Origin of the sequence: Pseudomonas sp. S34 (genome assembly GCF_009866745.1) — a bacterium.
Lineage (GTDB): Bacteria > Pseudomonadota > Gammaproteobacteria > Pseudomonadales > Pseudomonadaceae > Aquipseudomonas > Aquipseudomonas jessenii.
The window spans coordinates 2436500-2459313 of the sequence record NZ_CP019398.1 but is presented as its reverse complement, the minus strand read 5'-3'; the positions used below and the strand labels follow the sequence as shown (position 1 = coordinate 2459313).

General features: G+C 62.2%; 24 protein-coding genes and 1 pseudogene. 13 read left to right on the top strand and 12 right to left on the bottom strand.

All coding sequences use genetic code 11. The annotated features are described in order from the left end of the window. The first annotated feature begins 303 nt into the window (after positions 1 to 303). From PspS34_RS11075 to PspS34_RS11065, 3 genes are read left to right on the top strand one after another with little or no spacing between them, the layout of a single operon-like run. On the top strand, positions 304 to 1617 hold the full coding sequence (locus tag PspS34_RS11075) for an amino acid permease (protein WP_150815066.1): 1314 nt from the start codon (positions 304 to 306) through the stop codon (positions 1615 to 1617). Beyond that, positions 1610 to 2890, top strand: a complete 1281-nt coding sequence (locus PspS34_RS11070; RefSeq protein ID WP_159389711.1) for an aspartate aminotransferase family protein — start codon at positions 1610 to 1612, stop codon at positions 2888 to 2890. The genes PspS34_RS11075 and PspS34_RS11070 overlap by 8 nt, the downstream gene beginning before the upstream one ends. Before the next feature lie 10 nt (positions 2891 to 2900). Next, positions 2901 to 3932 (top strand): phosphotransferase, encoded by a 1032-nt coding sequence (locus tag PspS34_RS11065; protein WP_159389710.1) that lies wholly within the window; start codon positions 2901 to 2903, stop codon positions 3930 to 3932. Between the two features lie 168 nt (positions 3933 to 4100). Here the strand turns inward: PspS34_RS11065 and PspS34_RS11060 are convergent, their stop codons facing one another. Both PspS34_RS11060 and hpaC read right to left on the bottom strand, forming a co-directional pair. After that, positions 4101 to 4394 carry a DUF6124 family protein gene (locus PspS34_RS11060; RefSeq protein ID WP_150815062.1) on the bottom strand — a complete coding sequence of 98 codons (294 nt, stop codon included), beginning with the start codon at positions 4392 to 4394 and terminating at the stop codon, positions 4101 to 4103. A gap of 475 nt (positions 4395 to 4869) precedes the next feature. Next, positions 4870 to 5379 (bottom strand): 4-hydroxyphenylacetate 3-monooxygenase, reductase component, encoded by a 510-nt coding sequence (hpaC, locus tag PspS34_RS11055; protein ID WP_057715405.1) that lies wholly within the window; start codon positions 5377 to 5379, stop codon positions 4870 to 4872. Between the two features lie 259 nt (positions 5380 to 5638). Here hpaC and PspS34_RS11050 point away from each other — a divergent pair, with 259 nt between their 5' ends. Beyond that, positions 5639 to 6268 carry a response regulator gene (locus tag PspS34_RS11050; RefSeq protein ID WP_090454806.1) on the top strand — a complete coding sequence of 210 codons (630 nt, stop codon included), beginning with the start codon at positions 5639 to 5641 and terminating at the stop codon, positions 6266 to 6268. 238 nt (positions 6269 to 6506) lie between these two features. On the opposite strand, the gene feaR is transcribed toward PspS34_RS11050, so the two are convergent. The 9 genes from feaR to PspS34_RS11005 all read right to left on the bottom strand — a co-directional run bounded on the left by feaR (position 6507) and on the right by PspS34_RS11005 (position 14406). Continuing rightward, positions 6507 to 7427: a transcriptional regulator FeaR gene (gene feaR, locus PspS34_RS11045; RefSeq protein ID WP_159389709.1), complete on the bottom strand. Its 921-nt coding sequence runs from the start codon at positions 7425 to 7427 to the stop codon at positions 6507 to 6509. Between the two features lie 152 nt (positions 7428 to 7579). Next, on the bottom strand, positions 7580 to 8530 hold the full coding sequence (locus PspS34_RS11040; RefSeq protein ID WP_057715407.1) for a PDR/VanB family oxidoreductase: 951 nt from the start codon (positions 8528 to 8530) through the stop codon (positions 7580 to 7582). Between the two features lie 159 nt (positions 8531 to 8689). Continuing rightward, entirely contained in the window at positions 8690 to 9430 is a 741-nt protein-coding gene (locus PspS34_RS11035) for an SDR family oxidoreductase (protein ID WP_154862360.1), read from the bottom strand. A gap of 10 nt (positions 9431 to 9440) precedes the next feature. Beyond that, positions 9441 to 9941: an aromatic-ring-hydroxylating dioxygenase subunit beta gene (locus PspS34_RS11030; protein WP_046040360.1), complete on the bottom strand. Its 501-nt coding sequence runs from the start codon at positions 9939 to 9941 to the stop codon at positions 9441 to 9443. Further along, a complete protein-coding gene (locus PspS34_RS11025) occupies positions 9938 to 11221 on the bottom strand; it encodes an aromatic ring-hydroxylating dioxygenase subunit alpha (RefSeq protein ID WP_159389708.1) in 1284 nt (427 codons plus the stop codon). Before PspS34_RS11025 ends, PspS34_RS11030 begins: the two co-directional genes overlap by 4 nt. A gap of 23 nt (positions 11222 to 11244) precedes the next feature. Continuing rightward, entirely contained in the window at positions 11245 to 12369 is a 1125-nt protein-coding gene (locus PspS34_RS11020; RefSeq protein WP_154910577.1) for an amidase, read from the bottom strand. Continuing rightward, positions 12366 to 12836, bottom strand: a complete 471-nt coding sequence (locus tag PspS34_RS11015; protein ID WP_150815057.1) for a nuclear transport factor 2 family protein — start codon at positions 12834 to 12836, stop codon at positions 12366 to 12368. The genes PspS34_RS11020 and PspS34_RS11015 overlap by 4 nt, the downstream gene beginning before the upstream one ends. A gap of 3 nt (positions 12837 to 12839) precedes the next feature. Continuing rightward, positions 12840 to 13211 carry a hypothetical protein gene (locus tag PspS34_RS11010; RefSeq protein ID WP_057715413.1) on the bottom strand — a complete coding sequence of 124 codons (372 nt, stop codon included), beginning with the start codon at positions 13209 to 13211 and terminating at the stop codon, positions 12840 to 12842. A gap of 31 nt (positions 13212 to 13242) precedes the next feature. Beyond that, positions 13243 to 14406 carry an acyl-CoA dehydrogenase family protein gene (locus tag PspS34_RS11005; protein ID WP_154910579.1) on the bottom strand — a complete coding sequence of 388 codons (1164 nt, stop codon included), beginning with the start codon at positions 14404 to 14406 and terminating at the stop codon, positions 13243 to 13245. Between the two features lie 72 nt (positions 14407 to 14478). Between PspS34_RS11005 and PspS34_RS28900 the strand changes: the two are divergent. From PspS34_RS28900 to PspS34_RS10965, 9 genes and pseudogenes are all read left to right on the top strand, one after another. After that, positions 14479 to 14556: pseudogene (locus PspS34_RS28900) on the top strand (outer membrane lipoprotein carrier protein LolA); the annotation flags it as partial. Between the two features lie 189 nt (positions 14557 to 14745). Further along, positions 14746 to 16227 carry an ATP-binding protein gene (locus PspS34_RS11000; protein WP_159389707.1) on the top strand — a complete coding sequence of 494 codons (1482 nt, stop codon included), beginning with the start codon at positions 14746 to 14748 and terminating at the stop codon, positions 16225 to 16227. A gap of 363 nt (positions 16228 to 16590) precedes the next feature. After that, a complete protein-coding gene (locus PspS34_RS10995) occupies positions 16591 to 17739 on the top strand; it encodes an amine dehydrogenase large subunit (protein ID WP_154862354.1) in 1149 nt (382 codons plus the stop codon). Between the two features lie 11 nt (positions 17740 to 17750). Then, entirely contained in the window at positions 17751 to 18290 is a 540-nt protein-coding gene (locus PspS34_RS10990; protein WP_154862353.1) for a MauE/DoxX family redox-associated membrane protein, read from the top strand. Between the two features lie 5 nt (positions 18291 to 18295). Continuing rightward, on the top strand, positions 18296 to 18922 hold the full coding sequence (mauD, locus tag PspS34_RS10985; RefSeq protein WP_150815354.1) for a methylamine dehydrogenase accessory protein MauD: 627 nt from the start codon (positions 18296 to 18298) through the stop codon (positions 18920 to 18922). An 18-nt stretch (positions 18923 to 18940) separates the two neighbouring features. After that, the gene (locus PspS34_RS10980) at positions 18941 to 19462 is read left to right on the top strand and encodes a methylamine dehydrogenase light chain (RefSeq protein WP_150815355.1); all 522 of its coding nucleotides are present in this window, start codon (positions 18941 to 18943) and stop codon (positions 19460 to 19462) included. A gap of 223 nt (positions 19463 to 19685) precedes the next feature. Then, a complete protein-coding gene (locus PspS34_RS10975) occupies positions 19686 to 20207 on the top strand; it encodes a cytochrome C (RefSeq protein WP_150815140.1) in 522 nt (173 codons plus the stop codon). 120 nt (positions 20208 to 20327) lie between these two features. Continuing rightward, entirely contained in the window at positions 20328 to 20546 is a 219-nt protein-coding gene (locus tag PspS34_RS10970) for a DUF4287 domain-containing protein (RefSeq protein ID WP_057715420.1), read from the top strand. Positions 20547 to 20657: 111 nt separating this feature from the next. Beyond that, the gene (locus PspS34_RS10965; RefSeq protein WP_150815139.1) at positions 20658 to 21329 is read left to right on the top strand and encodes a class I SAM-dependent methyltransferase; all 672 of its coding nucleotides are present in this window, start codon (positions 20658 to 20660) and stop codon (positions 21327 to 21329) included. A gap of 286 nt (positions 21330 to 21615) precedes the next feature. Here PspS34_RS10965 and PspS34_RS10960 read toward each other — a convergent pair whose 3' ends face one another. Continuing rightward, positions 21616 to 22689, bottom strand: a complete 1074-nt coding sequence (locus PspS34_RS10960) for a diguanylate cyclase (protein WP_159389706.1) — start codon at positions 22687 to 22689, stop codon at positions 21616 to 21618. Positions 22690 to 22814 lie beyond the last annotated feature (125 nt).

Sequence of the window (22814 nt, the reverse complement as noted above, 5' to 3'; positions counted from 1 at the left end):
GCGGATCCCCTGTGGGAGCGGGCTTGCTCGCGATGAGGCCACCACATCCAGCACCATCGTTGACTGACACTCCGCCATCGCGAGCAAGCTCGCTCCCACAGAGATCAAGGCAAGCCCGCACAAATCTGGCACCCACAGCCAATGACATGGCATGCGCACACAGCTGCCGAGCCGCACCCCGGGCGTAGTATCGAACTCGACCTCAGGGCACAGCCCGCTCCAGGGCGCCCTGCAATGCAACGCTGAACCCCTCCATTTCTCACTAACAACAATAAATCGACCCTCGGGTCGCGGGAGATTTCTGTGCTCAAGAAAAGTGCGCTGGGCTGGCCAAAGATTGCCGGCCTCGGAATTGCGTTGGTGGTGGCCGGGCAGTTTTCCGGCTGGAACTTCGGACTGGCGGCCGGTGGCTGGCTGAACATGCTGATCGCTACGTTGTTGATGGCCCTGCTCTGCGGCGGCCTGGCGTTGTGCGTGGCGGAAATGTCCACCGCACTGCCCAGTGCTGGCGGTGTATTCGTCTATGCGCAAAGTGCGTTCGGGCCGTTCGTGGGTTACCTCGTTGGCGTGGCCTGTGCCCTGGCTTTGACCATCGGCACCGGTGCAGCCGCGACCTTTATCTGCGCCTATACCGAATCAATTTTCGGCCTCGGTGGCTGGCCGGTGAAGATCGCCCTGTTCGCCGTGATCATCGGCATCCACATGCGCGGTGTCGGTGAGGCCATGGGCCTGACGTTCATTGCCGGCGTGATCGCCGTCATCGCCCTGCTCACGTTTGGCGTGGCCATGGCGCCCCATGTCGAGTTGACCAATTTGCTGAAGTTGCCCGCCAGCGTCGCAACACCGGTCAGCCTTGGCGGTATCTTCGCCTGCGTGCCATTCGCAATCTGGCTGTTCATCACCGTTGAGCAAACCGGCTCGGCCGCCGAGGAGGCGCACAATCCCGGTCGCACCATGCCCCGCGGCATTCTGGCGGCCATTGGCACGTTGCTGGTGACCGCGCTGGTGGTGCTGGTATGCGCACCGGGTGCCGGTGGTGTCGAGCTCGTCGGTTCGGCAGGTGATCCGCTGTATGCCGCGATGTCCAGCAACAGCGCCTTCGGTGAAGGTTCATGGCTGGCCAGGGTGATTGGCTGCGGCGCGGTGTTCGGCCTGATCGCGACCTTCTTTTCACTGGTGTACGCCGCGTCCCGGCAACTGTTCGCCATGGCCCGCGACGGCTTGTTCCCGCAATGGCTGGGCAAGACCGGCAAGCGCGGCACGCCCTACCCGGCGTTGTTGCTGATCGGTGCCATCGGCCTGCCGCTGTCCGAAGTGGACCCGGCCACGGTGATGCTCGCCGTCGTGTTGCTGCTCAACGTTTGCTACCTGTTCATTTTCGGCGCGTACCTGCACATCAAACGCAACCAACCGGACCTGCCACGGCCGTTCACCCTGGTCGGCGGAAAACTGGTTGCCTGGCTCGGCCTGGCCCTGACGCTGGTGGTGATCGCCGCCTGCTTCCAGCTCGACATGCTGATGCTGATCGCCCTCGCCGTGACCTTCACCCTGTGCATTTTCAATTACCTGTTGCGCAACCGTCGCGCCACCGTCATCGAGGTTCCAGACCATGCCTGAAGACACTCTGCTGAAACGCCGCCATCGCGTGCTCGGCAGCGCCTCGCCGCTGTTCTACGACAATCCCTTGCATCTGGTGCGTGGCGAAGGCGTCTGGCTGTTCGACGTCGACGGTCGCCGCTACCTCGACGTCTACAACAACGTTCCCTGCGTCGGTCACTGCAACCCTCATGTAACCGAGGCCATGCGCCGCCAGGCCACCACGCTGAACATCCACACCCGCTACCTGGATGAACACGTGGTGCGCTACGCCGAGCGCCTGACCGCGACCTTCGCCGCGCCGCTGGACACCGTGATGTTCACCTGCACCGGCAGCGAGGCCAATGAACTGGCGCTGCGCCTGGCGCGGTTCGCCAGTGGCGGCACCGGCATCATCGTCAGCGACTACAACTACCACGGCAACTCGGCATCGCTGGCCGAAGTCACCACTGCCCTGCCCTCGCCGGAACCCTTCGCCGCCCATGCCCGGGCCGTGCCGATTCCGTGCCTGTACCACGCACCGGCCGGCACCACCGAAGCGCAACTGGCCGAGCAGTACGCGGCCAACATCGCGGCGGCGATTGCCTCGATGCAAGCCCAGGGCATTCGCCCCGCCGCGCTGCTGATCGACACCCTGTTCGCCAACGAAGGACTGCCACGGGTACCGGCCAGCTTCGTCAACAAGGCGGCAGCGCTGATCCGTGCAGCAGGCGGATTGTTCATCGCCGATGAAGTGCAGTCCGGTTTCGGTCGTACCGGCGATCACCTGTGGGGCCATCAGGCCCACGGCGTGGTGCCGGATATCGTCACCCTTGGTAAACCGATGGGTAACGGCTATCCACTGGCCGGGTTGATCACCCACAAGGCGCTGGTCGAATCCTTCGGCCGCCACGCCATGTACTTCAACACCTTCGGCGGCTCGCCGGTCGCGGCAGCGGTTGGCATGGCGGTGCTGGATGTGATCGAGCAACAGCAACTGCTCAAGAATGCGCAAAACGTCGGCGCTTATGTGCAGCAACGCTTGCAGGAGCTTGCCAACAAACACTCGATCATCGGCGACGTGCGCGGCAAGGGTCTGTTCTTCGCCATGGAGCTGGTACGTGATCACGCCAGCAAGGAACCGGCCGGACTGGAGGCGCGCAAGGTGGTCAACGACATGCGCGAGAACGGCGTGCTGATCAGCAAGATCGGCGCTGGCGACAACATTCTCAAGCTGCGCCCGCCGCTGGTATTCAGCCGCGACCACGCTGACTTGTTCGTCGACACACTGGACAGCGCCCTTAGCGCGATTTGAGGCTATTGCCATGACTGAATTCCGCAGACCTGCATTCGATACCTTGAGCCATGACCAGCAAGTAACCCGTCTGCACGAACTGGCGCGCCATGCCCTGCAACAGTGGGAAGGGGAATTCGCCGACATCGAACTGGTGAAGTTCCGCGAGAACGCAGTGTTCTCGGCCCGCCGCCACGACGGTCAGCGCGTCGCCCTGCGCATCCATCGCAATGGTTATCACTGCGAGGCCGCACTGCGTTCCGAGCTGCAATGGATGGAAGCCCTGGCCAGCGCAGGTATTACCGTGCCGCAGATTATCCGCGCACAGAATGAAAGCCATCTGATCGAAGTCACCCACCAGGCCATCGGCGAGGCACGTCACATCGACATGCTCGCCTGGCTGCCCGGTGCCACCGCCGGTACTTCCGAGGCGGGTGTGCAGTCCGATACGGAGATCGATTTCCTGTTCAATGAGGCGGGGGCGATTGCCGCGCGCATCCACCTGCATTCGGCGGAATGGCAACAACCGGACGAGTTTGTCCGGCATGCCTGGGATGAAGAAGGCCTGATCGGCGCCAATCCGTTCTGGGGGCGTTTCTGGGAGCTGGAGCAGCTCAGCGACGAGCAACGGGATCTGCTGCAACAGGCCCGGCGTACGGCGCGCAAGGACTTGCGCCAGTACGGGCGGCACCTGGGCAACTTCGGTATGATTCACGCGGATCTGGTGCCAGAGAACCTGCTGATCGAGGGCCCGCAACTGCGCCTGATCGACTTCGACGATGCCGGGTTTGGCTGGCACATGTTCGAGTTGGCCACTGCCTTGTACTTCTGCCTGGATGACCCGCGCTTTGATCAGATCAAGGTGGCGCTGCTCGACGGCTACAACGCGGTCAAGCCGCTGACCGAGGCGGATCGCAAGACACTGGCGTTGTTCCTGATGCTGCGTGGCACCACGTACCTGGGCTGGATTCACACCCGCCAGGGCACGCCGACAGCGATTGAAATGGCGCCGATGCTGATTGAGCGGGCTTGCTTGTTGGCTCGGGAATATTTGCAGGCCTGATACACCGCATTCGCGAGCAAGCCCGCTCCCACAATGGATCTCCAGTGAACACAAATCCTGTGTACGACACTGATCAAAGTGTGGGAGCGGGCTTGCTCGCGAAGAGGCCCTCACAGCCAACATCAGTGATGGCTGACACGCTGCTTTCGCGGGCAACCCGGATCAGGCTCAAGACGGATCGAGACGATCCAGCGCCCGATTCACCGCCAACTCCCCCAGCATGATGACTTGCGCGATGCCCAGCAGGGTGTTGCGGTGCGTGCCTTCCAGAAAACCCGCCAGGTCATTGGCCATGACGCTCGCCGAGGCCAGCGATTCGCAGGCGTGGGCCAGCAGGGTTTCGGTGTTGATGTCGGGGTTGATGGTGAAGAGTGTGGAGGGTTTGTGCGGGCTGGCCATGATGTGAGCGGCCGGGTTGGGGCAGGAATCGTTGTCTGGTGGATCAGGCGTAACCTTGAACATGATGTTCTTTTCCGTTGTGATGCAGCCACGCCGTCGCTGCTAAACGAGGGGGTGGCGGCTGTACGCAGGTTAGCAGACCGGGGAAAAGAAGAAAGCCGGCGCGCCCAAGGACGCCCTACGCACAGCCACCATCAAATGCAGGTATGGAATACCTGCCTGACGGACACTCGTACGACCTTCAAATACCACGGGCTGCTAAACCCGATCACTGGGAATCAGTGACGCGGACCAAGTTACCGATGGCCTCCAGGGCGCACAAGCCGGCGGATTCTGGCTTAGCTGTAGGCAATGACGCAAGGCGTTGTGGCTTGCAGGAAGTTACTCCTACAGCCGTTAAACATGCATTTCAGATTGATACCGCTTTCGCGAGCAAGCCCGCTCCCACAGGGGGGCTTCGTCGTACACAGTATTTGTGTTCGCCGAAGATCCAGTGTGGGAGCGGGCTTGCTCGCGAAGAACGATAACGCGGTCTCAATCAAGCCGCGCTGGCATGCTCAACGCGATGAAACAACCGGTTGAAATACACCAGGCTGTCACGCGGCTCGCGCACGCCCACCTTCGTCAGTTCCACGAACATCACCGAATGCGACCCCACTTCCTTGCACTCGCTGATCCGCCCTTCGAGCTGCACCAGGGCATCGCGCAGCACCGGCACATCGGCCGCGCCGTCGTCCCACAGGTCCCAGGCAAAACGCTCGGCCATCGGCACCTGGGTCATGCCGGCGAAATGACGGGCCAGTTCTTCCTGCTCGCCACACAGCACGTTGACGCACAGATGGCCGTTGGTGCGGAACACGTCGTGGGTGGCGCTGTTGCGGTTGACGCACACCAGCACGGTGGGTGGCGAGTCGGTCACCGAGCACACGGCGCTGGCGGTGATGCCGCAACGACCGCCGGGGCCGTTGGTGGTGATGATGTTCACCGCGGCAGGCAGCTGCGCCATGGCGTTGCGAAAGTCGATTTGCTGCTGGCTCAGGTCGGCCATGTCGATGCCCCTTCCTTCAGGAGGACCGCTATCTGGCGGCCCGTAGGTGATGGAACAAGACTAAGGCTGCGGGCGCGCCGCAACCATTCTGACGATCCCCATGGCAGGGTTGGGTTTCCGCTAGTCGACTAGGTGGTTTCTTTATCGCAAGGGCCGGTCACAGTGGGTATTCTGCATACAGGCTCCAGAACGATGAGCCGATGCGTGCCGCGCGTTCGCGTGCGAAAACAATAATTAGAAAACTTTCGTGGCAGCCCCGATGGAAATCCGAAAACCGATTGTTTATATCGTTGACGACGACAAGGACCTGCGAACCTCACTGGCCTGGTTGCTGGAGTCGGTGAGCGTGCAGGCGCAGTGCTTTGCCGGCGCCGAAGAGTTCCTTAGCCAATACGACCCCAAGCAGCCCGCCTGCCTGGTGCTCGACGTGCGCATGCCGGAGACCAGCGGTTTCCAGTTGCAGGAAATCCTCAACCAGCGCGGCAGCACCCTGCCGACCATTTTCGTCTCGGCCCATGGCGATATTCCGATGTCGGTCACGGCGATGAAGAACGGCGCGCTGGATTTCGTCGAGAAGCCCTACAACCCGCAGCAGATGATCGACCGCATCCAGGCCGCGCTGAAGACCGCCGTACACGCCCAGGCCGATCAGCAACAGCGTCAGAACCTGCAGAGCAAGCTGGCACTGCTGACCAGTCGTGAGCGGGAAGTGTTGATGCTGGTGATCGATGGCAAGGCCAGCAAGGTGATTGCCCGGGAGCTGAACATCAGCGTGAAGACCGTTGATGTGCACCGCACCAAGATCAAGGAAAAGATGGGTGTGAGCAGCATTGCCATGCTGGTGCGCGAGGTGCTGCATTTACCGGTGGATGAGCCGGTGCGGCACTGAGTGATTTGCAGCGGTCATGAGGCCGCCATCGCGAGCAAGCTCGCTCCCACATTGGCTCTGTGTACGACGCAGATCCAATGTGGGAGCGAGCTTGCTCGCGATGGGGCCGGCACATTCAACATTGATGGTGACTGACATACCGCTTTCGCGAGCAAGCCCGCTCCCACATTGGCTCTGTGTACGACGCAGATTCAATGTGGGAGCGGGCTTGCTCGCGAAGGGGCCAGCAAATACAACATCAATTGTGGCTATACCGCTTGCGATAAGCCCCTGGCGACACACCAAAGCGCGATTTGAACGCCGACGAGAAGTAGCTCGAATCCGAGAAGCCCCAGGCATAACACAGCGCCGAAAGCTTCTGCTCGACATCGGCGCGGCGCAGGTTTTCGGCGCAGAAGTCCAGGCGGCGGTGCTTGATGTATTGCGCCACCACCAGGCCGCGTTTGGAGAACATCCGGTACAGGCCGCGCACGGAAATCCCGACTTCACGGGCGATCAGCTCGGGGCACAGTTCTTCGTCGCTGAGGTGGGCGTCGATGAAGGCGATGATCTTGCGGAACTGCCGCTCATGGGCGTCTGCACCGCCGTCCCGGGCGCTGATGCCCGGCAGCAACAGACTGGCCAGGGCATCGAGCACGGCCTCGCTTTCCTGCATGTCCAGCCCTTCCTGCTGGCGGGTGTCCAGCACCAGCTTGTTGGCCATCGCGGCCAGGGGGCTGCCGGCCGCGATGCGCGTGGCGCAGTTGACGGTATTGAAGTGCGAACCCCGCTCGACCACCTGGCGCGGAAGAATCAGCGACAGCTGTCGGCAATCGTCGTTGTAGATCATGTCGCTCGGACGGCTGGCGTCGATCAGGGCGATGTCGCCACAGCCCAGTTGCGCGCGGTTGTCGCCCTGCTCCAGTTGCGAGCTGCCGCGCATCTGGAACACCGCGTAGTAGTGGCCGTCGCTGCTGGTGCTGACGTCCTTGCTGGTGCGGTACAAATGCACGTGCGCCATGTCGACCACACTCAGGTTGATCGCACCGCTGCGAAATTCCACCAGTTCGCCGTAGAAATCGGTGTCCAGCGCCCGGGCATCGAAACGCCCACAGGCCTGGTTCACCTGGCTCAACCAACTTTCGAACGCCTCGTTGCGCACCGTCGATGCTGTAATCATGTCCGCAAAGCCTCACGTTTTTGTTGTTATTTTTCGACCGCTTCATCGAGCGGTTCGTCAAAACGGTTGTTTCTGTAGCCATCTCCTCCTTCGACGGCCGCCGGGCGCCCATTCAACAGGCTCCGGCCCAAGCTTTCCAGTCGACCTACGGGTTAAATGTCCAATACCAGACGAGCGGAAAGCGCCCGTGATACACACGCGCAAATCTGCTTGTTGGACGCCTTTTCCTTGTTCGACAGGCAGTTGTCGCGGTGCTCCGGCACGCCGTCCAGTACCTCGACGATGCAGGTGCCGCAGATGCCTTCGCGGCACTCGGTGTCGATGTCGCAACCATGGGCCTGCAACACGTCGACCAGGCTGGCGTTGGCTGGCACTTGCAGCACCACGCCGGAACTGGCCAGTTCCACTTCGAACGTGCCGGCCGGGGCGCTGTTGGCGGCCGGGTCTGCGGCAAAGTGTTCAAGGTGAATCGAATCGTCAGAGCGACTGCGGGACGCCACTTCCACCACTTTGTTCATGAAAGGTGCCGGGCCGCAGGTGTAGACGTGGGCGGCGCTGCCGGCACGCGCCAGGCATTCGCTCAACGCGCCGTCCAGATCCGCCGGCTCCACGCCGTAATGAAACTCCACGTGGTCGGCGAATTTTGTCGCCAACAGCTCTGTAAACGCCGCGTACTGCGCCGAACGGGCGAAGTAATGCAAACGATACGGCTGGCCGCTTTCCGCCAGTCGATAAGCCATGCTCAACAGCGGAGTCACGCCGATACCGGCGGCGAACAGCACGTGTTCGCGGGCACTGTCATCGAGACGGAACAGGTTGCGCGGCGCGCCCATTTCCAGCTCCATGCCCTCTTCCACTTGTTCGTGCAGCGCCAGCGAACCACCGCGCGACTGGGCTTCTTTCTTCACCGCCACCAGATACGCACGGCGATCCTGCGGCGGGCTGCACAGCGAATACTGACGGGTCACCCCGGTCGGCCCGGTCAGGTCGACGTGGGCACCCGGTTCATAGGTGTCGAGCGGCTGGCCGTCACTGCGCACGAGGCGAAAGGAACGGATATCCAGCGCTTCGTCGACGATCCTTTCGATCTTCACCTTCATCATTGCATCACCTGAATACTGTTGTTTTGGTTTACTGCCCCTTGTAGGAGCGAGCCTGCTCGCGATGAACCTGAGGTCGCCATGGGGTGTCAGGTTTCCAGCGTCATCGTTGACGACCATCGCGAGCAGGCTCGCTCCTACAGGGGGGCATTTTTCTGCTGCTCAGCGCATGAACAGGCCGCCGTTGATGTCCAGGCACGCTCCGGTTACGGAGGTGGCGTTCTCGGCGATCAGCAGCAACACGCTGTCGGCGATGAACGTTGGGTCACCGAGGGTGCCGGCCGGGATCATTTTCAGGATCTGTTCCAGACGCTCCGGAGCCACGGTTTCGCGTACCACCGGCAAGTCCAGCGGACCTGGCGAGATGCTGTTGACCGTCACGCCCTGGGGCGCCAGTTCACGGGCGAAGACTTTGGTCAGGGTCGCCACGCCACCCTTGGCCGCCGCGTAATGCGCACCGGTGGCGGTGCCGCCGTTCTGACCGGCCAGGGACGCAATGTTGACGATGCGACCGAAGCCGCGCTCGGCAAAGTGCGCGCCGAATACCTGGCAGGCCACGAAGGTGCCGCGCAGGTTGATCGCCATCGACTCATCGAACTCTTCCGGCGTGATGTCCATCAGTGCCGCGACTTTCGACACACCGGCGTTGTTCACCAGAATGTCGGTGCCGCCCCAGCGCTCGGCGAGCACATCGCGGGCACGTTGAAAGTCGGCCTTGCTGCGCACATCCAGTTCAATGGCCACGGCGCTGGCGCCACTGCCATCGAGTTCCAAAGCCAGTCGCTGCACGCCATCGAGGCGCACATCCGCCAGGCCGACGCGATAACCGGCTGCGTGCAGACGGCGGGCGATGCATTCGCCCAGTCCGCGCGAGGCACCCGTTACGAGGGCTACTCGACTCATGATGTTGCCCTCACAAAAGGAAGCCGAGCGCGCTCAGGCTGTCGGTGGAGTTGATCAGGCGCACCACTTTTCGCTCCAGGGTCGGCACGCCGTCGGTGAAGCGGATACGGTGGTTCAGGTCGGCCACGAACGGCGTGTGCACGCCGCGCTTGTAGGCGTACAGCAGCTGCGCCGAATTGACTTCGACGATGTCGCCGGCCGCTTCCACCAGGCGGAAACGCGAGATCGTGCGAATGGTTTTCGCCGCGTCCACCGCCGACGGCGAGTAGCCGGCGGTCAGGCGTTCGATACGCAGGTCACGCATGCGCGCATCGTCGTAGGCGTAGTTGAGGGTCGCTTCGAAATCTTCGGTGTCCGGGTCGATCGGCACGATGTACTTGCCGCTTTCGCTCCACAAGGTCGCCCATTCGGCGTAGTTCTTGTGGTCGAGCAGTTCGGCTTCGCGCCAGATGAACTCGATGGCCTGGGCCAACGGGCCGGAAAAACCGTTCAGGGTGTCGTGATTGCTCATTGGCTCATCATCCTTTTCCACATGTCGTAGGCACCGCGCATGCCGCCTTCGTCGGTGGCGTGGCTGACCTTGTCGCCGTTTTCAGCGGTGATTTCGCGGTTCAGGCCGCGGTTGACCAGAATTGGGGCATCGACGCCGGCGTACGAGCCGCGCTGCACGCGGTCCCAGGCTTCGGCATCGTCAGGGCTGCCGAAACCGAACGGGCCCTGGAAGTGTTCGTGGATGCGCATGCGTTCGCGGTTGGCGATTTCCGGGCCACCGTCCATGCCGAGGGCCACGTGGCGGATCTCGGTTTCGGTGACCGACACCGGGCGCAGCACGCGGAAGAACGACATCGACATCGCCACGTTGGGGAACAGGTTCAGGTTGAAACCGGCGCCGTGCAGCGAGCGCACGATGCGACGGACCTGATCGGCCGGCAGGGTTTTCGACAGCTCTTCAGTGACGTGGGCGAAGCGCTCCTGCAACTGCTCGGTGCCGTCGTCGTGATCGAGGTCGACGTGCTCCGGCACCATCACCATCACGCTGTGGCCGTTGCCCAGGGAGTGGGTCACGGCTTGTTCGTCGGTCATGAACGAGAGCATTTCCGAAGTTTCTTCATCCACCGACGACATGAACGACTTGTGCACGATCGGGAAGTGATAGCCGTCGGTGGTGTTTTCCAGCTGGATCTTCCAGTTGCCCTTGAAGCTGAACTTGTGTTCGCCCTGGGTCTTGATCGGGTAGCCGGCGCCCTGCTTCATGAACAGGTCCATCCAGTGTTTGGCGCCGCCGAGGAAGTCTTCCAGCGGTTCGATCTCGTCGTTGTAGCTGGCGAACACCATGCCAGCGTAGCTTTCGACGCGCAGGCTGGTCAGCGGCAGTTCGGACTTCTCCAGAATGCCTTCGTAGCCGTCCGGATACGGCAGCGCACGCAGCTTGCCGTCCAGGCCATAGGACCAGCTGTGATACGGGCAGGTGAAACCGGTGGCGTTGCCCTTGTGCTTCTCGCACACGGTGGCGCCACGGTGCCGGCAACGGTTTTCCAGCACGTTGATGTTGTTCTTCTTGTCGCGCACCACAATCACCGGGCGGCGGCCGATGGTGGCGGTCTTGAAGTCGCCGCTATTGCGCACTTCGCTTTCGTGGGCAACCCACACCCAGGTGCGGTAGAAAATCTTGTCCAGCTCGGCTTCGAACAGCGCCGGGTCGTTGTACAGCGAGACGTCGACGCGGTCATGTTGGACCAGGTCTTCGGGGCTTTTCGACGTTGCGATCAGCCGGTATTCATGAGTGCTCATGCGGTTCTCCTCATGGCTTCTTTTTATGATTGAGTGGTAGAGGCTTGCAGCTGCGCACCAAAGGCGCAGACCAGTTCGTCCTGACCTTTGCGGCCAACGATTTGCAGGCCGACTTTCAGCCCGCCGCAATCGAGTTCCACCGGCACCGTCAGCGCGGGGTGACCACTGAGGTTGAAAGGCCGCACCAGCGGGGTCATGCCGGCCACGGCTTTGCTGCCGGCGCGGGCTTCGCTGAGGGTTGGCGGCAAGGTTGGCAGCGTCGGCAACAGCAATACGGCGAAGTCTTCCAGCGCTGCATCCACCTGTTGGGTGAACCGCGTGCGCACGGATTCGGCCTGGGCCAGTTCTTCGCGCGTGGTGCGGCTGGCCGCCAGCAAGCGTGTTTCCACATCGGCGCCGATCAGGCCCTTGCCGGTCAAGTGGCCGAATGCCGTCCAGTTTTCGAAATTGATCACGGTCAGGCCGGCGGCAAACGCTGCTTCGAATTCGCTCAGGTGCAGGTTGCTGCGACGCCATCCGGCGCGGTCGGCGGCTGCACCCAGGCTGGCTTGCAGGTGCGAATCACAGGCCACCTCGAGAAAGCCGACCCTGGCGCCGTCGCCTGGCAGCCCTTGAGCGGTAAAGCCCGGGCAGATCACCTGCATCGCGGCGATCAGGTCGTCCATGCTTTTGGCGAACGGCCCGACGCAATCGAGGCTCGATTCCAGTGGATGCGCACCGACACGGCTGACGCGACCATAAGTCGGCTTGAGCCCGGCAATCCCGCAGCACGCTGCCGGCACCCGCACCGAACCACCGGTGTCGGTGCCGATGGCGACGTCCGCCAGGCCTGCCGCGACCGCCGAAGCCGAACCGCTGGACGAGCCGCCAGGCACACGGTCCGGCGCTTGCGGATTGATCGGAGTGCCGGTCCAGTCGTTGATGCCGGTCACGCCGAACGCCAGTTCATGCAGGTTGGTCTTGCCGACGATCTGCCAGCCAGCATCGAGGATCGCATCGACCACCTCGGCGTTTTGCGTCGCCGCCGGTGCATCGGCGAACGCACGGCTGCCTGAGCGGGTCGGATGGCCGGCGATGTCGATGGAGTCCTTGATGGCGACGCGCTTGCCGTTGCCACCGAGGAGGAATTCGCTGATGAAAGTACTCATGCGCTCAGCTCCGAATTGAACAAGCGTTGCGTGCGGAAATGCGCGATCAGCCAGACGCCGTCGACACAACGGAAATCGATGTTCAGGCGCGTGCCGAACAACTCATTGCGGCCATCGGCGTAGGTCGAGATCTGCTGCATGATCCACTGCCCCTGCGCCGCCTTGCCGTCGACCACGATCGACTCGCTGGTGAGGTAATGCAGGTTCAGCTTGAAGTGGTCGGACGGCGGCAGATAACCGCCGACAAACGCCGCCACCGCCTCACGTCCACGGTGTTGACCGAAGGTCTGCGCGGTCTGGGTGCCGAGGCCTTCCCAGACCGCATCCTCGGTGAACAACTGCGCCAACTGGCACAGATGAATCGCCGCCCGCGGCACATCGCACAGGTCCATGTAGCGCGCCATCAAGCGACGCACTGCGCTTTCCCCTTCGAGCGTCGCCAGACGCTGCAGCAAGGCCTCGTTCATGACTTACACCTTGGCCGCGTCAGGAATGGTCAGCGGACGACCGATGCGCGCTTCGATCTTGGCGTAGCGCCACAGGCTGTACTGGCCAACCGGTGTCGTGCGGAACAGGTTGCAGGCGTCGATCACCGACTGGTGGCAGTCGACGTCGGCCATGATGTACACGGTCCAGGGCGAGGTGGTCGACGGGCCGACCATCAGGCGGTCGTCATCCATCGCGCCGAGCACGGTGATGCCGGGCATCGCGCCAAGGTCGCCCATCATCTGGCTGAAGCCTTTCCACACGCTCAGGCCTTCGCCGGTGGGCAGGTCGAAAAAGTTCTGGGTGATGCCGATGCAGAAGACGACGCGCAATGGCTCTTGGGTGGTTTGCGACATGGGTGCGATTCCTTGAAAAAGTAATGGGGATTCAGATGTAGCCCGGGAACGGCGGAACGCCGAGGAACACCGAGCCGGCGCCGTCGTACAGGCCTTCACTGAGGAAGGCGTGCTGGGTCACCACCATCGAGTCGCGCAGGTAGCGTTGCAGCGGATGGCGCAGGTAAATGGCGGTGGTGCCGGCCAGGCTGTAGGCGCTCTGCACCACCTCGGCACCGGCCTGGGACACATGAATGGCCGACAGGCGCAACAGGCTGGTCTGCTCCGGCGTGACCGGGTTGCCGACCAGGATCGAGTTCCACACCTGCTCGGTGGCGTTGTAGAAGAAACCGCGCGCGGCGCTGAGCTTGGCTTCAGCCTTGGCGATCTCGATGCGCACGTAAGCGCGGTCGGACAATTTCGGCGCGCCGGTGATGCCGCTACCACCCGCCATGCGGCTGATTTCGTCCAGCGCAGCACGGGCCAGTCCGAGGTTGACCACCGCCAGCACTTGCGCGGCGTAGGCGATCGATGGATAGCGGAACAGCGGCTCGTCGATGGTCGAGGCACCGCCGCGGATGAACGTCCAGCGCTCGTCAACGCGTTTATCGGTCACCCGCAGGTCATGGCTGCCGGTGCCTTTGAGGCCGACCACTTCCCAGTTCTCGACGATGTCTACCTGCTCCGGGCGGAACACAGCGGTGCGCGGCTTGCCGCCAGCGGCGCCGATGCCGACACCAAGCAGGTCCGCGCCTTTGCAGCCGCTGGCGAATTTCCAGGTGCCGTTGACCTGATAGCCGCCTTCTACGGCCTCGGCCGGTTGCAAGGGGAACAGGCCGCCAGCGAACACCAGGTCAGGGCTTTCGGCGTAGAGTTCAGCGAGGGTTTCCCGCGGCAAGGCTGCCAGGTAGACACCGGCGCTGCCGAAGCTGGCCACCCATCCCGCCGAACCGTCGGCTTCGGAGATGCGTTCGATCATTTGCAGGAACAGGTGCGGTGCCAGGGCGTCGCCACCGAAGCATTTCGGCGTGGCGGCACGGTAGATGCCCACTTGTTTGAAGCGCTCGATCATGTCCCGTGGCACGTGGGAGCCAGTGTCGAATTCTTCGCGGCGCCGGCGCACTTCATCCAGTACCTGCGCAAAGGCCTGGCTGTCGACGACATTCTCGTCAACGCCGATCGATGCGTCTTGTTGCGCAACCGCTGAACGCAGCATGGGCATTCTCCGTTTTGTTTATTGTTAGTGGGGTGACACGCATGCCCCGTTGTAGGAGCGAGCCTGCTCGCGATGGTCGTCAACGATGACGCTGGAAACCTGGCACCCCGTGGCGCTCTCAGGTTCATCGCGAGCAGGCTCGCTCCTACAGGGAATCGGCGTGGTCACCCTTGCATTGCGGTCCAGTGTAAAAACCGCATCCGGCCGCCACTATTGGTGCGTGCAGCCCCCTCGCTAAAGAAAACCCCTAGACCCACACCGGTAACCTCTGAGCGCATCCCGCTGTGCGAGCAGGTATAAAACGCCATACTGCAAATCTCTGCCGCCAGGGGCCGTGCGATGTACCAGCCAAAACCGAACGACTTTTATGCGCTGATCGAAGCCATGCCGCTGTGCATCATTCTTCATGACGCGCACACCAAGGAAATTCTCTGGGCCAACGCCGCTGCCCTGGCGGCGTTGGGCTTTACCCTGGAAGAACTGACGCCGCTGAAGGCCTCCGACATGACCCGCGATGCGCCGAAATACCGGCGCTCCATAGGTTTGCGCTGGCTTGAGCGGGCCGCGCGCACCGGGCAACGGACCATCGAGTGGTGCTATCGCTCCAAGCAAGGGGTGGAGATTCTTTCCGAGGCGGTGGCGACCCTGGTGCACCTGGACGGTCGCGATGTGTTGATGGTGCAGTTCCGTGACATTTCCAAAGAGGACAAGGTCAAGCGCGACCTCAAGCGTTTCGAGAGCCGGCTCAAGGCCTTCATGCAGGACCTGGCCGAAGGTGTGGCGGTGCTCGGCCCCGAGGGCGATATAGGTTTTATCAGCGACTCCGGCGCGCACCTGCTCGACAGCGAAGTGCACCAGCTGATGGGCGAGAACTTCCTGGCCTGGTGCGACGACGCTTCGCGTCAGCGCTTGTTGCAACAGTTCGACCATGAAACGCCGGAGCACACGCCGTTCAACGTGCACTACAAGGTGCAGCGCCGGGACGGCGAATGGCGCTGGCATGACGCAACCTGCCGCTACATCGAGATCGAGGACGATCTGGTCGGCCATCTGCTGCTGTTCCGCGACGTGACCGAGCAGGTGCAGGCCGAAGAGGCGCGGCGGGTCAGCGAGCAGAAGCTCGAGTACCTGGCGCGCTACAACGCCATGGGCGAAATGGCCGTGGCCATCGCCCACGAGCTGAGCCAGCCATTGGCGGCGACCCGCAACTTTATTGAAGGCGCAGTGATTCGCCTGGGCAACACAGGGGAAACCGATCAAGGCGTCGCCTGGGGCTTGCAGAGCGCCGTGCGGCAAATCGAGCATGCCTCGGTGATCATCAAGAGCGTGCGCGATTACGTGGTCAAGCTGGAGCAGACTGAAGAGCTGGTCGACCTTAATGAGCTGCTGCGCGAAACCCGCTACTTCATCAGCCTGCGCGCCGATCCCAGTCTGGTGCGCGTGGAAATCGTCGCCGCGTCCGAACCGCTGCGGGTGAGTTGCGAGAAGGTGCTGATCGGCCAGGTGATCCTCAACCTGGCCTTCAACGCCATTGAAGAAATGGCCGACCTGCCGACTGAACGACGCCTGTTGCGTATCCACGCCAGTCGCGAGAACGATGTGGCCCTGGTGCGCATCGAAGACTGCGGTCGCGGCATCCAGGCCCAGGCGCAGGAGAAGCTGTTCGACGGCTTTTTCTCGTCCAAGGTCAGTGGCAATGGCATCGGCCTGGCGCTGTGCAAGAACATCATCGGCCGCCACCGTGGCGATATCTGGGCGCAAAACCTGGAGCCGTGCGGCGCGGTGTTTACCTTCTCCCTTCCCCTCGCCAATCCCGCCTGACCTGCACCACTACTGTGGTCTGACATACACAAATCCTGTGGCGAGGGGGCTTGCCCCCGTTCGGTTGCACAGCAGCCGCAAAACCTGCTGGCACGGTGTGACTGGCAAATGCTGGGGCCGCTTCGCGACCCAACGGGGGCAAGCCCCCTCGCCACAAATGCAGCTTCGCCCTTCCCACCTCTGACGCCAGTCAAACCCCCGCCTTATCAGATTGTGCAGCCAGTTTCATGACACTGGCACAGACACACAAACACTTGGCAGGCAGGGCAATTCTCCCGATCTCGGGGCACGGCAGAATCAAAGGGTAAAAATCTGCCAAAGCACCCGCGATCCGCGTTACCAACAATTCAGGAAGTTCCCCTTATGCGAACAAACAGGATCTCCGTACAGTCAGCGCTAGGCCTGAGCCTGCTTGTACTCGGTTTGAACAGTGCCCACGCGGACCTGCCCGCCGGTACGATTGGGCAGACCGTTCTGGCGTTTCCACCCGAAGCTCACCGCGCGTTTGTCATCGACGTCGAGTTCGACAGCTTTGTGGCTGGCCGCGTGACTGTGGTCGACCCGGACCAGAAGCGCATCCTCGGCATGGTGCCGACCGGTTTTGCCGCGCCGTCGACCCTCAGTCACGACAAAAAAACCATCTACAGCGCGGACATCTGGTATTCCCGCGGTACCCGTGGCACCCGCACCGACGTGCTCACCGCGTGGGACAGCTCGACCCTGTCGCCGGCCTGGGAAGTGCTGATTCCGAACAAGCGCGCCGAATCGCTGACCCAGCGTTATGCGCTCAAGCCAAGCGGCGACGACAAGTTCGTCTACGTCTACAACTTCACCCCGTCGACGTCGGTGACCGTGGTCGATACCCAGACCAAGGCGGTTGCCACGGAAATCGCCATCCCCGGTTGCGTGCTCAACTACCCGGTCGGTAACCGCCGCTTCGCCTCGCTGTGCGGCGACGGCAGCCTGCAAGTGGTGACCCTCAACGATCAGGGCCAGGAAACCGCGCGCAGCCGCACGCCGTTCTTTGATCCGAACGCGGAAAAACTGGTAGAGCGCGCCGTCAACGTCGGCGACACCTACTACTTCACCACCACGACCGGCACCGTACGCCCGGTGGATTTTGCCGGTGATGCGCCGAAGGTCTTGCCATCCTGGTCGCTGGTTTCCGACGAAGACAAGAAGGCCGGCTGGGCGCCGGGTGGCTGGCAGATGATGGCCGTGGCGCCGAAGCTGGACCGCCTGTACGTGCTGATGCACGACACCCACGAACCGATGAAGTGGGAAGACCCGAGCCCGCTGATCTGGGCGTTTGACCTCAAGACCCACAAGAAGGTGGCGACTCTGGAAGCCCCGGTTCCGGTGTGGAGCATGCAGGCAACCGGCGACGACAAGCCGTTGTTGCTCGGCACCGACGTGGAAGGCGGTCTGCAGATTTTCGATCTGAAGACCAACAAGCTCACCGGCAGCATGCCGAAAGTCGCCAAAACCGCGACTCAGGTCCTGAGCTACTAAGAGGTTCGGCCATGCACACAGATCCGATCTTCATCATTGCCAGCGCCATCGCCATCGCGGTGTTGCTGGCCAGCGCCGCGACCCACAAGTTGCGCGCGCCGGCCCGCTTCGCCCGGCAACTGGCGGACTATCAACTGCTGCCCGAGGCGCTGGTGCGCCCGACGGCACGGTGGGTGCCGCTGTTGGAACTGGCCATTGCCTTTGCCCTGCTGGTACCGGTCAGCCGTGGTTACGCCGCGTTGAGCGCCGCCAGCCTGTTGGCCCTGTACGCCGCCGCCATCGGCATCAACCTGTGGCGCGGTCGCGCGGACATCGACTGCGGTTGCGCCGGTCCCGACCAGGCACAGCCGCTGCGTCCGGTGCTACTGGCACGTAACAGCGCACTGATAGCGCTGGCGCTGCTGGCCAGCGTGGCGCCGGTTGCCCGCGACCTCAACCTGTTCGATGGCTTCGTGACCCTGGCTGCCGCCGCGGTTGCGCTGCTCATCTACGCCGCCGCCGATGGGCTGCTGGCGAACTCCCCTCTTCTGCTCAAATTGATTGGTAGGTAATCGAAATGGAAGGCTTGATTGTTTCCAACGTTCTGCTCTGGGTGCTGCTGGTGGCTGTGGCGTTTGTCGTCATGGGCCTGGTGCGGCAGATTGGCGTATTGCACGGTCGCCTGGCCCCGGCTGGCGCGCTGATGGTCGACAAAGGCGTGGCGGTCAACGAGCCCGCGCCGCAAGTCACCGCCAGCGACCGTCACGGTCGCCCGGTGAACTTCGGTTACGCCGGCGAGAAATCGCAACTGCTGTTCTTCCTCTCACCGACCTGCCCGATCTGCAAGTCGCTGCTGCCAGCGATCAAATCCATCGCCAAGGAGCAGGCCGATCGTCTTGACGTGGTGTTCGTCAGCGATGGCGACATGGACGCCCAACAAGCGCTGATCCGCGAACACAAACTCGAAGACGCCACCTACGTGGTCGGCCCGGAAGTGGGCATGACCTACCAGATCGGCAAGCTGCCGTACGCCGCGCTGATCGACAAGGCCGGCACCCTGCGCGCCAAAGGCCTGGTCAACTCCCGCGAGCACCTGGACAGCCTGTTCGAAGTCGAGCATTTGAAGCACGCCACGTTGCAGCAATACCTCAATGCCCAACCGCACACCCACGATCACGACCACAGCCACGGCCATAGCCACTGATAAGGCAGGGAGACCTTTATGAAACTGCTGGATCTGTTGTTTGAGCGTTCGTCCCGCCGTGTCGCCGACACCACTTCGCGCCGCAAACTGCTGGCACGCATGGGTTCGCTGATGGTGGCCGGTGCCGCCCTGCCACTGTTGCTACCGCTGGACCGCACCAGCAAGGCCCTGGCCGCGGAGCCTGCGCAGGCCGGCGACCCGGGCGATCCGAACACCTGCGACTACTGGCGCTACTGCTCCATCGACGGTTTTCTGTGCAGCTGCTGCGGTGGGTCGGTGACGTCCTGCCCACCGGGAACCGAAGCCTCGCAAGTGACCTGGATCGGCACCTGCCGCAACCCGGCCGACGGCAAGGACTACATCATTTCGTACAACGACTGCTGCGGTAAGCAAAGCTGCGCCCAGTGCGCCTGTACCCGTAACGACAGTGAAGAACCGGCCTACCGCCCGTTCAACAATAACGATGTGAACTGGTGCCTGGCCGCCAAATCGCACATCTACCACTGCACCGTTTCGGTCATCCGCGGCGTCGCCGTTTAAAGAACGCGCTTTGCGCCGGTTGCTCGCGCAATCGGCGCTTTTTTTCTGTGGCTGCTTTTCTTTTTTTACTGCTTTGTGTGTGTACCTGTAGGAGCGAGCTTGCTCGCGAAGGGCGTCAACGATAACGCGGGCTATCTGGTTTAACGCGTCGCCCTTTAGTTCTTCGCGAGCAAGCTCGCTCCTACAACAGGTGCCAAACCGGTCATCAGCGGAGTTGGATTACATGCGTAGTTTGATATTGCTCGGTCTCGTCTGCGCCCTGAGCGCCCCGCTCGCTTTCGCCCGGGCCATTCCCGACCCGGCGCAGAGCCATGCGCCGGGCAACGAAGACGTTCAAACCCCGATTGCCCAGGCCGGTTACAGCGTCGGCGTGAACTACCAGCTGCAATGCGCCGGTTGCCACCTGGGCGACGGCACGGGTTCGGCCGCCAACGACACGCCACGGATGAAAGGTTTCGTCGGTAACTTCCTGAAAGTGCCCGGTGGCCGCGAATTCCTCGTGCGAGTGCCGGGCATGTCGCAGTCAGCGCTGAACAACGCACAACTGGCGGACCTGCTCAACTGGCTGTTGCGCGAAGACGGCATGGCGGGTAGCAGCATGCCGGCCGATTATCAGCCTTACACCGCCGAAGAAGTCATGACATTGCGCGCCAAGACCATGCTCAACCTGCCCGGCACCCGTGGTGAGTTGATCAAGGCCATGCGTGCCCAAGGCCTCGCGATCGATGACGGGATGAATTACTGAGAACATTTGCCCCGCCCCGCTTCAACATCAACCGCCCGGACGATGGACGCGTTGACGGCAAATAAGTAACGTAACCGGTGCTGTTTTCGAACCTGGAAAATCGAAAAGGGAGTTTGCATCGTGACCGAAGAGACAAAAACCAAAGGACCGGCTTCGTACTTCCCGTCCATTGAAAAAAAGTACGGGCAGCCGATCAGCCATTGGCTGGACCTGCTCAAGTCTGTCAGCGACAAGAAACACATGGAGATGGTGGCCTGGCTCAAAACCGAACACGGAATGGGTCATGGTCACGCCAATGCGCTGGTTGCCTATCATCTGGCAGCCACCAAAAGCGCCTAGCCACAGGTCCATCCTTTGCTGTGCTATCGGTGGTGCCGGGTAAAACCGGCTCCACCGTAAATCTTCTGTTGCCCTATTCTTTCATCCAACCCATCACGCCGGACATCGACCATGTCAGCCCCCGAATCCATCCTCCTCGACAGCTGGCACCACAACGCCCGGGCCTGGATCGACGCCATTCGCAGCGGCACCATCGAAAGCCGCCTCAAGGTCACCGACCAGGCCATCCTGCTGGCGGTGCTGGGTCGCCAGCCCGAGCGTGTGCTCGACCTGGGTTGCGGTGAAGGCTGGTTGTTGCGTGCGCTGGCAGACCGGGCCATCGATGCGGTCGGTGTGGATGGCGATGCGACGCTGGTGGAGGCGGCGCGGACGGCGGGCACTGCGCGGGTGCATTTGGCGAGCTATGAACAACTGGCTGAAGCGAAAGTCGACATCGGCCGCGACTACAACCTGATCTGCGCCAACTTCGCCCTGCTGCATCAGGACATCATCCCCCTGCTCGCCGCCATGAACACCCTGCTCGCCCCGGGTGGCGCGCTGCTGATCCAGACGCTGCACCCGTGGGCGGCTGCGGCGGGCGACTACCAGGATGGCTGGCGGGAAGAGACCTTCTCTGGCTTCAAGGGGCAGTGGCAGCCCATGCCATGGTATTTCCGCACCCTGTCCAGTTGGCTGAATGCACTGGACATGGCCGGCTTTGCATTGGCCGGCCTGCAGGAGCCACAGCACCCGCAAAGCCCCGTGCCGCAGTCATTGCTGTTGGTGGCCGAGCCACGGCGCTGAGTGGCTTCAATATCGCACACAGTTCTTGCACCCACCGAACATCCCTGTGGGAGCGGGCTTGCCCGCGAAGAGGCCGGCACATTCAACATCGATTTCGCCTGACATTCCGCCATCGCGAGCAAGCTCGCTCCCACAGTGGATTTCTGTTGAGCACAAATCTTGTATTAACCCGGAATCCCTGTGGGAGCGAGCTTGCTCGCGATGAGGCCGTCACAGCCAACATCCATGCCGCCTGACACGCAGCCATCGCGAGCAGGCTCGCTCCCACAGGTTTTGCGGTGAAGGGTCACACCGAGTCGAGCAGTTCGCGATGGGGTTTCCCGTTACCGCAGCAGATCACCCGATTACGCCCGGTGGTCTTGGCTTCGTACAACGCATGATCGGCATCATTGAGCCAAAGCATCGCGTCGGCATGGGCCGGGTTGAATGACGCCAGGCCAATGCTCAGGCTGACTTTCAGGGCCGGGTTCTGCTCGTAGCCCAAGATGGCGAAGCGAGCGCGCAGGGCATCCATGATGGCGGCGGCGCGGTTCAGGGGCAGGTCCGGAAGGATCACGCAGAACTCGTCGCCGCCGTAGCGCCCTGCCACATCGGTCGTTCGCAGGTTCTGCTTGAGCATTTTGCTCAACTGACGCAAGACGATGTCGCCGGCAACATGGCCGTAGGTGTCGTTGATGGCTTTGAAATGGTCGATGTCGATCAGGGCGATCGCTCCGCCTTTTTGCTGGCTGTTGCAACGCTGGAACTCGATCTCCAGTTGGTCCTTCCAGGTGCCATGGTTCAGCAGGCCTGTCAGGCTGTCGGTGCGGCTCAGTGCCAGCAGTTCACGCTTCTGACAGCCCAGAGTATGGGCCTGGCGGAAGCAGATCCAGCCCAGCGCCAGCGGATACAGGCACATCAACGGCAAACAGGCATAGAGCTGCACCGCGCTGGTGGCAGGAATGAACGCCGGGGAGAAAATCAGCAGGCCAACGCCCACGCCCAGGATTTGCGCGGCTGTCCCGGCCAGCAGAAAGCGCGAGCCACCTATGGCCACGTTGTTCATGGCCATCATGGAAATGGTGGTCGCGCTGGGCAGTGGATTGAATTGCATCGCGGCAATCCAGAAGCCGCCGAGAAAGGCATCAATCAGCAGATTGCGGTGCTCGGCATGGTAGGGCGTCTTGGCCCGGCGCGCCCATTGGTAAGCCAGGTGCGGCCAGACCAGGCCATTGAACCACATGAAGCCCCAGACCCAAGGTGCAGGATCGAGTGGATACATTGCCGCGCTCACGCACACCAGCCCCAGGGCCAACCCCAGGATCCGCGATGTATAGAGCCTCCTGGCCAATGAAGATCCCTTTCCTCCCGCTTTTGCCATAGGACCTCTTTGCCACTCCACGGAATGCGATTACAGCCTGAGCCTATGCGCTGGAGTCTATCAGGGTGGCATTAAATAGCCATCACCGACTAACGGGCTGAAAATCGCGACATCAGGCTCACATA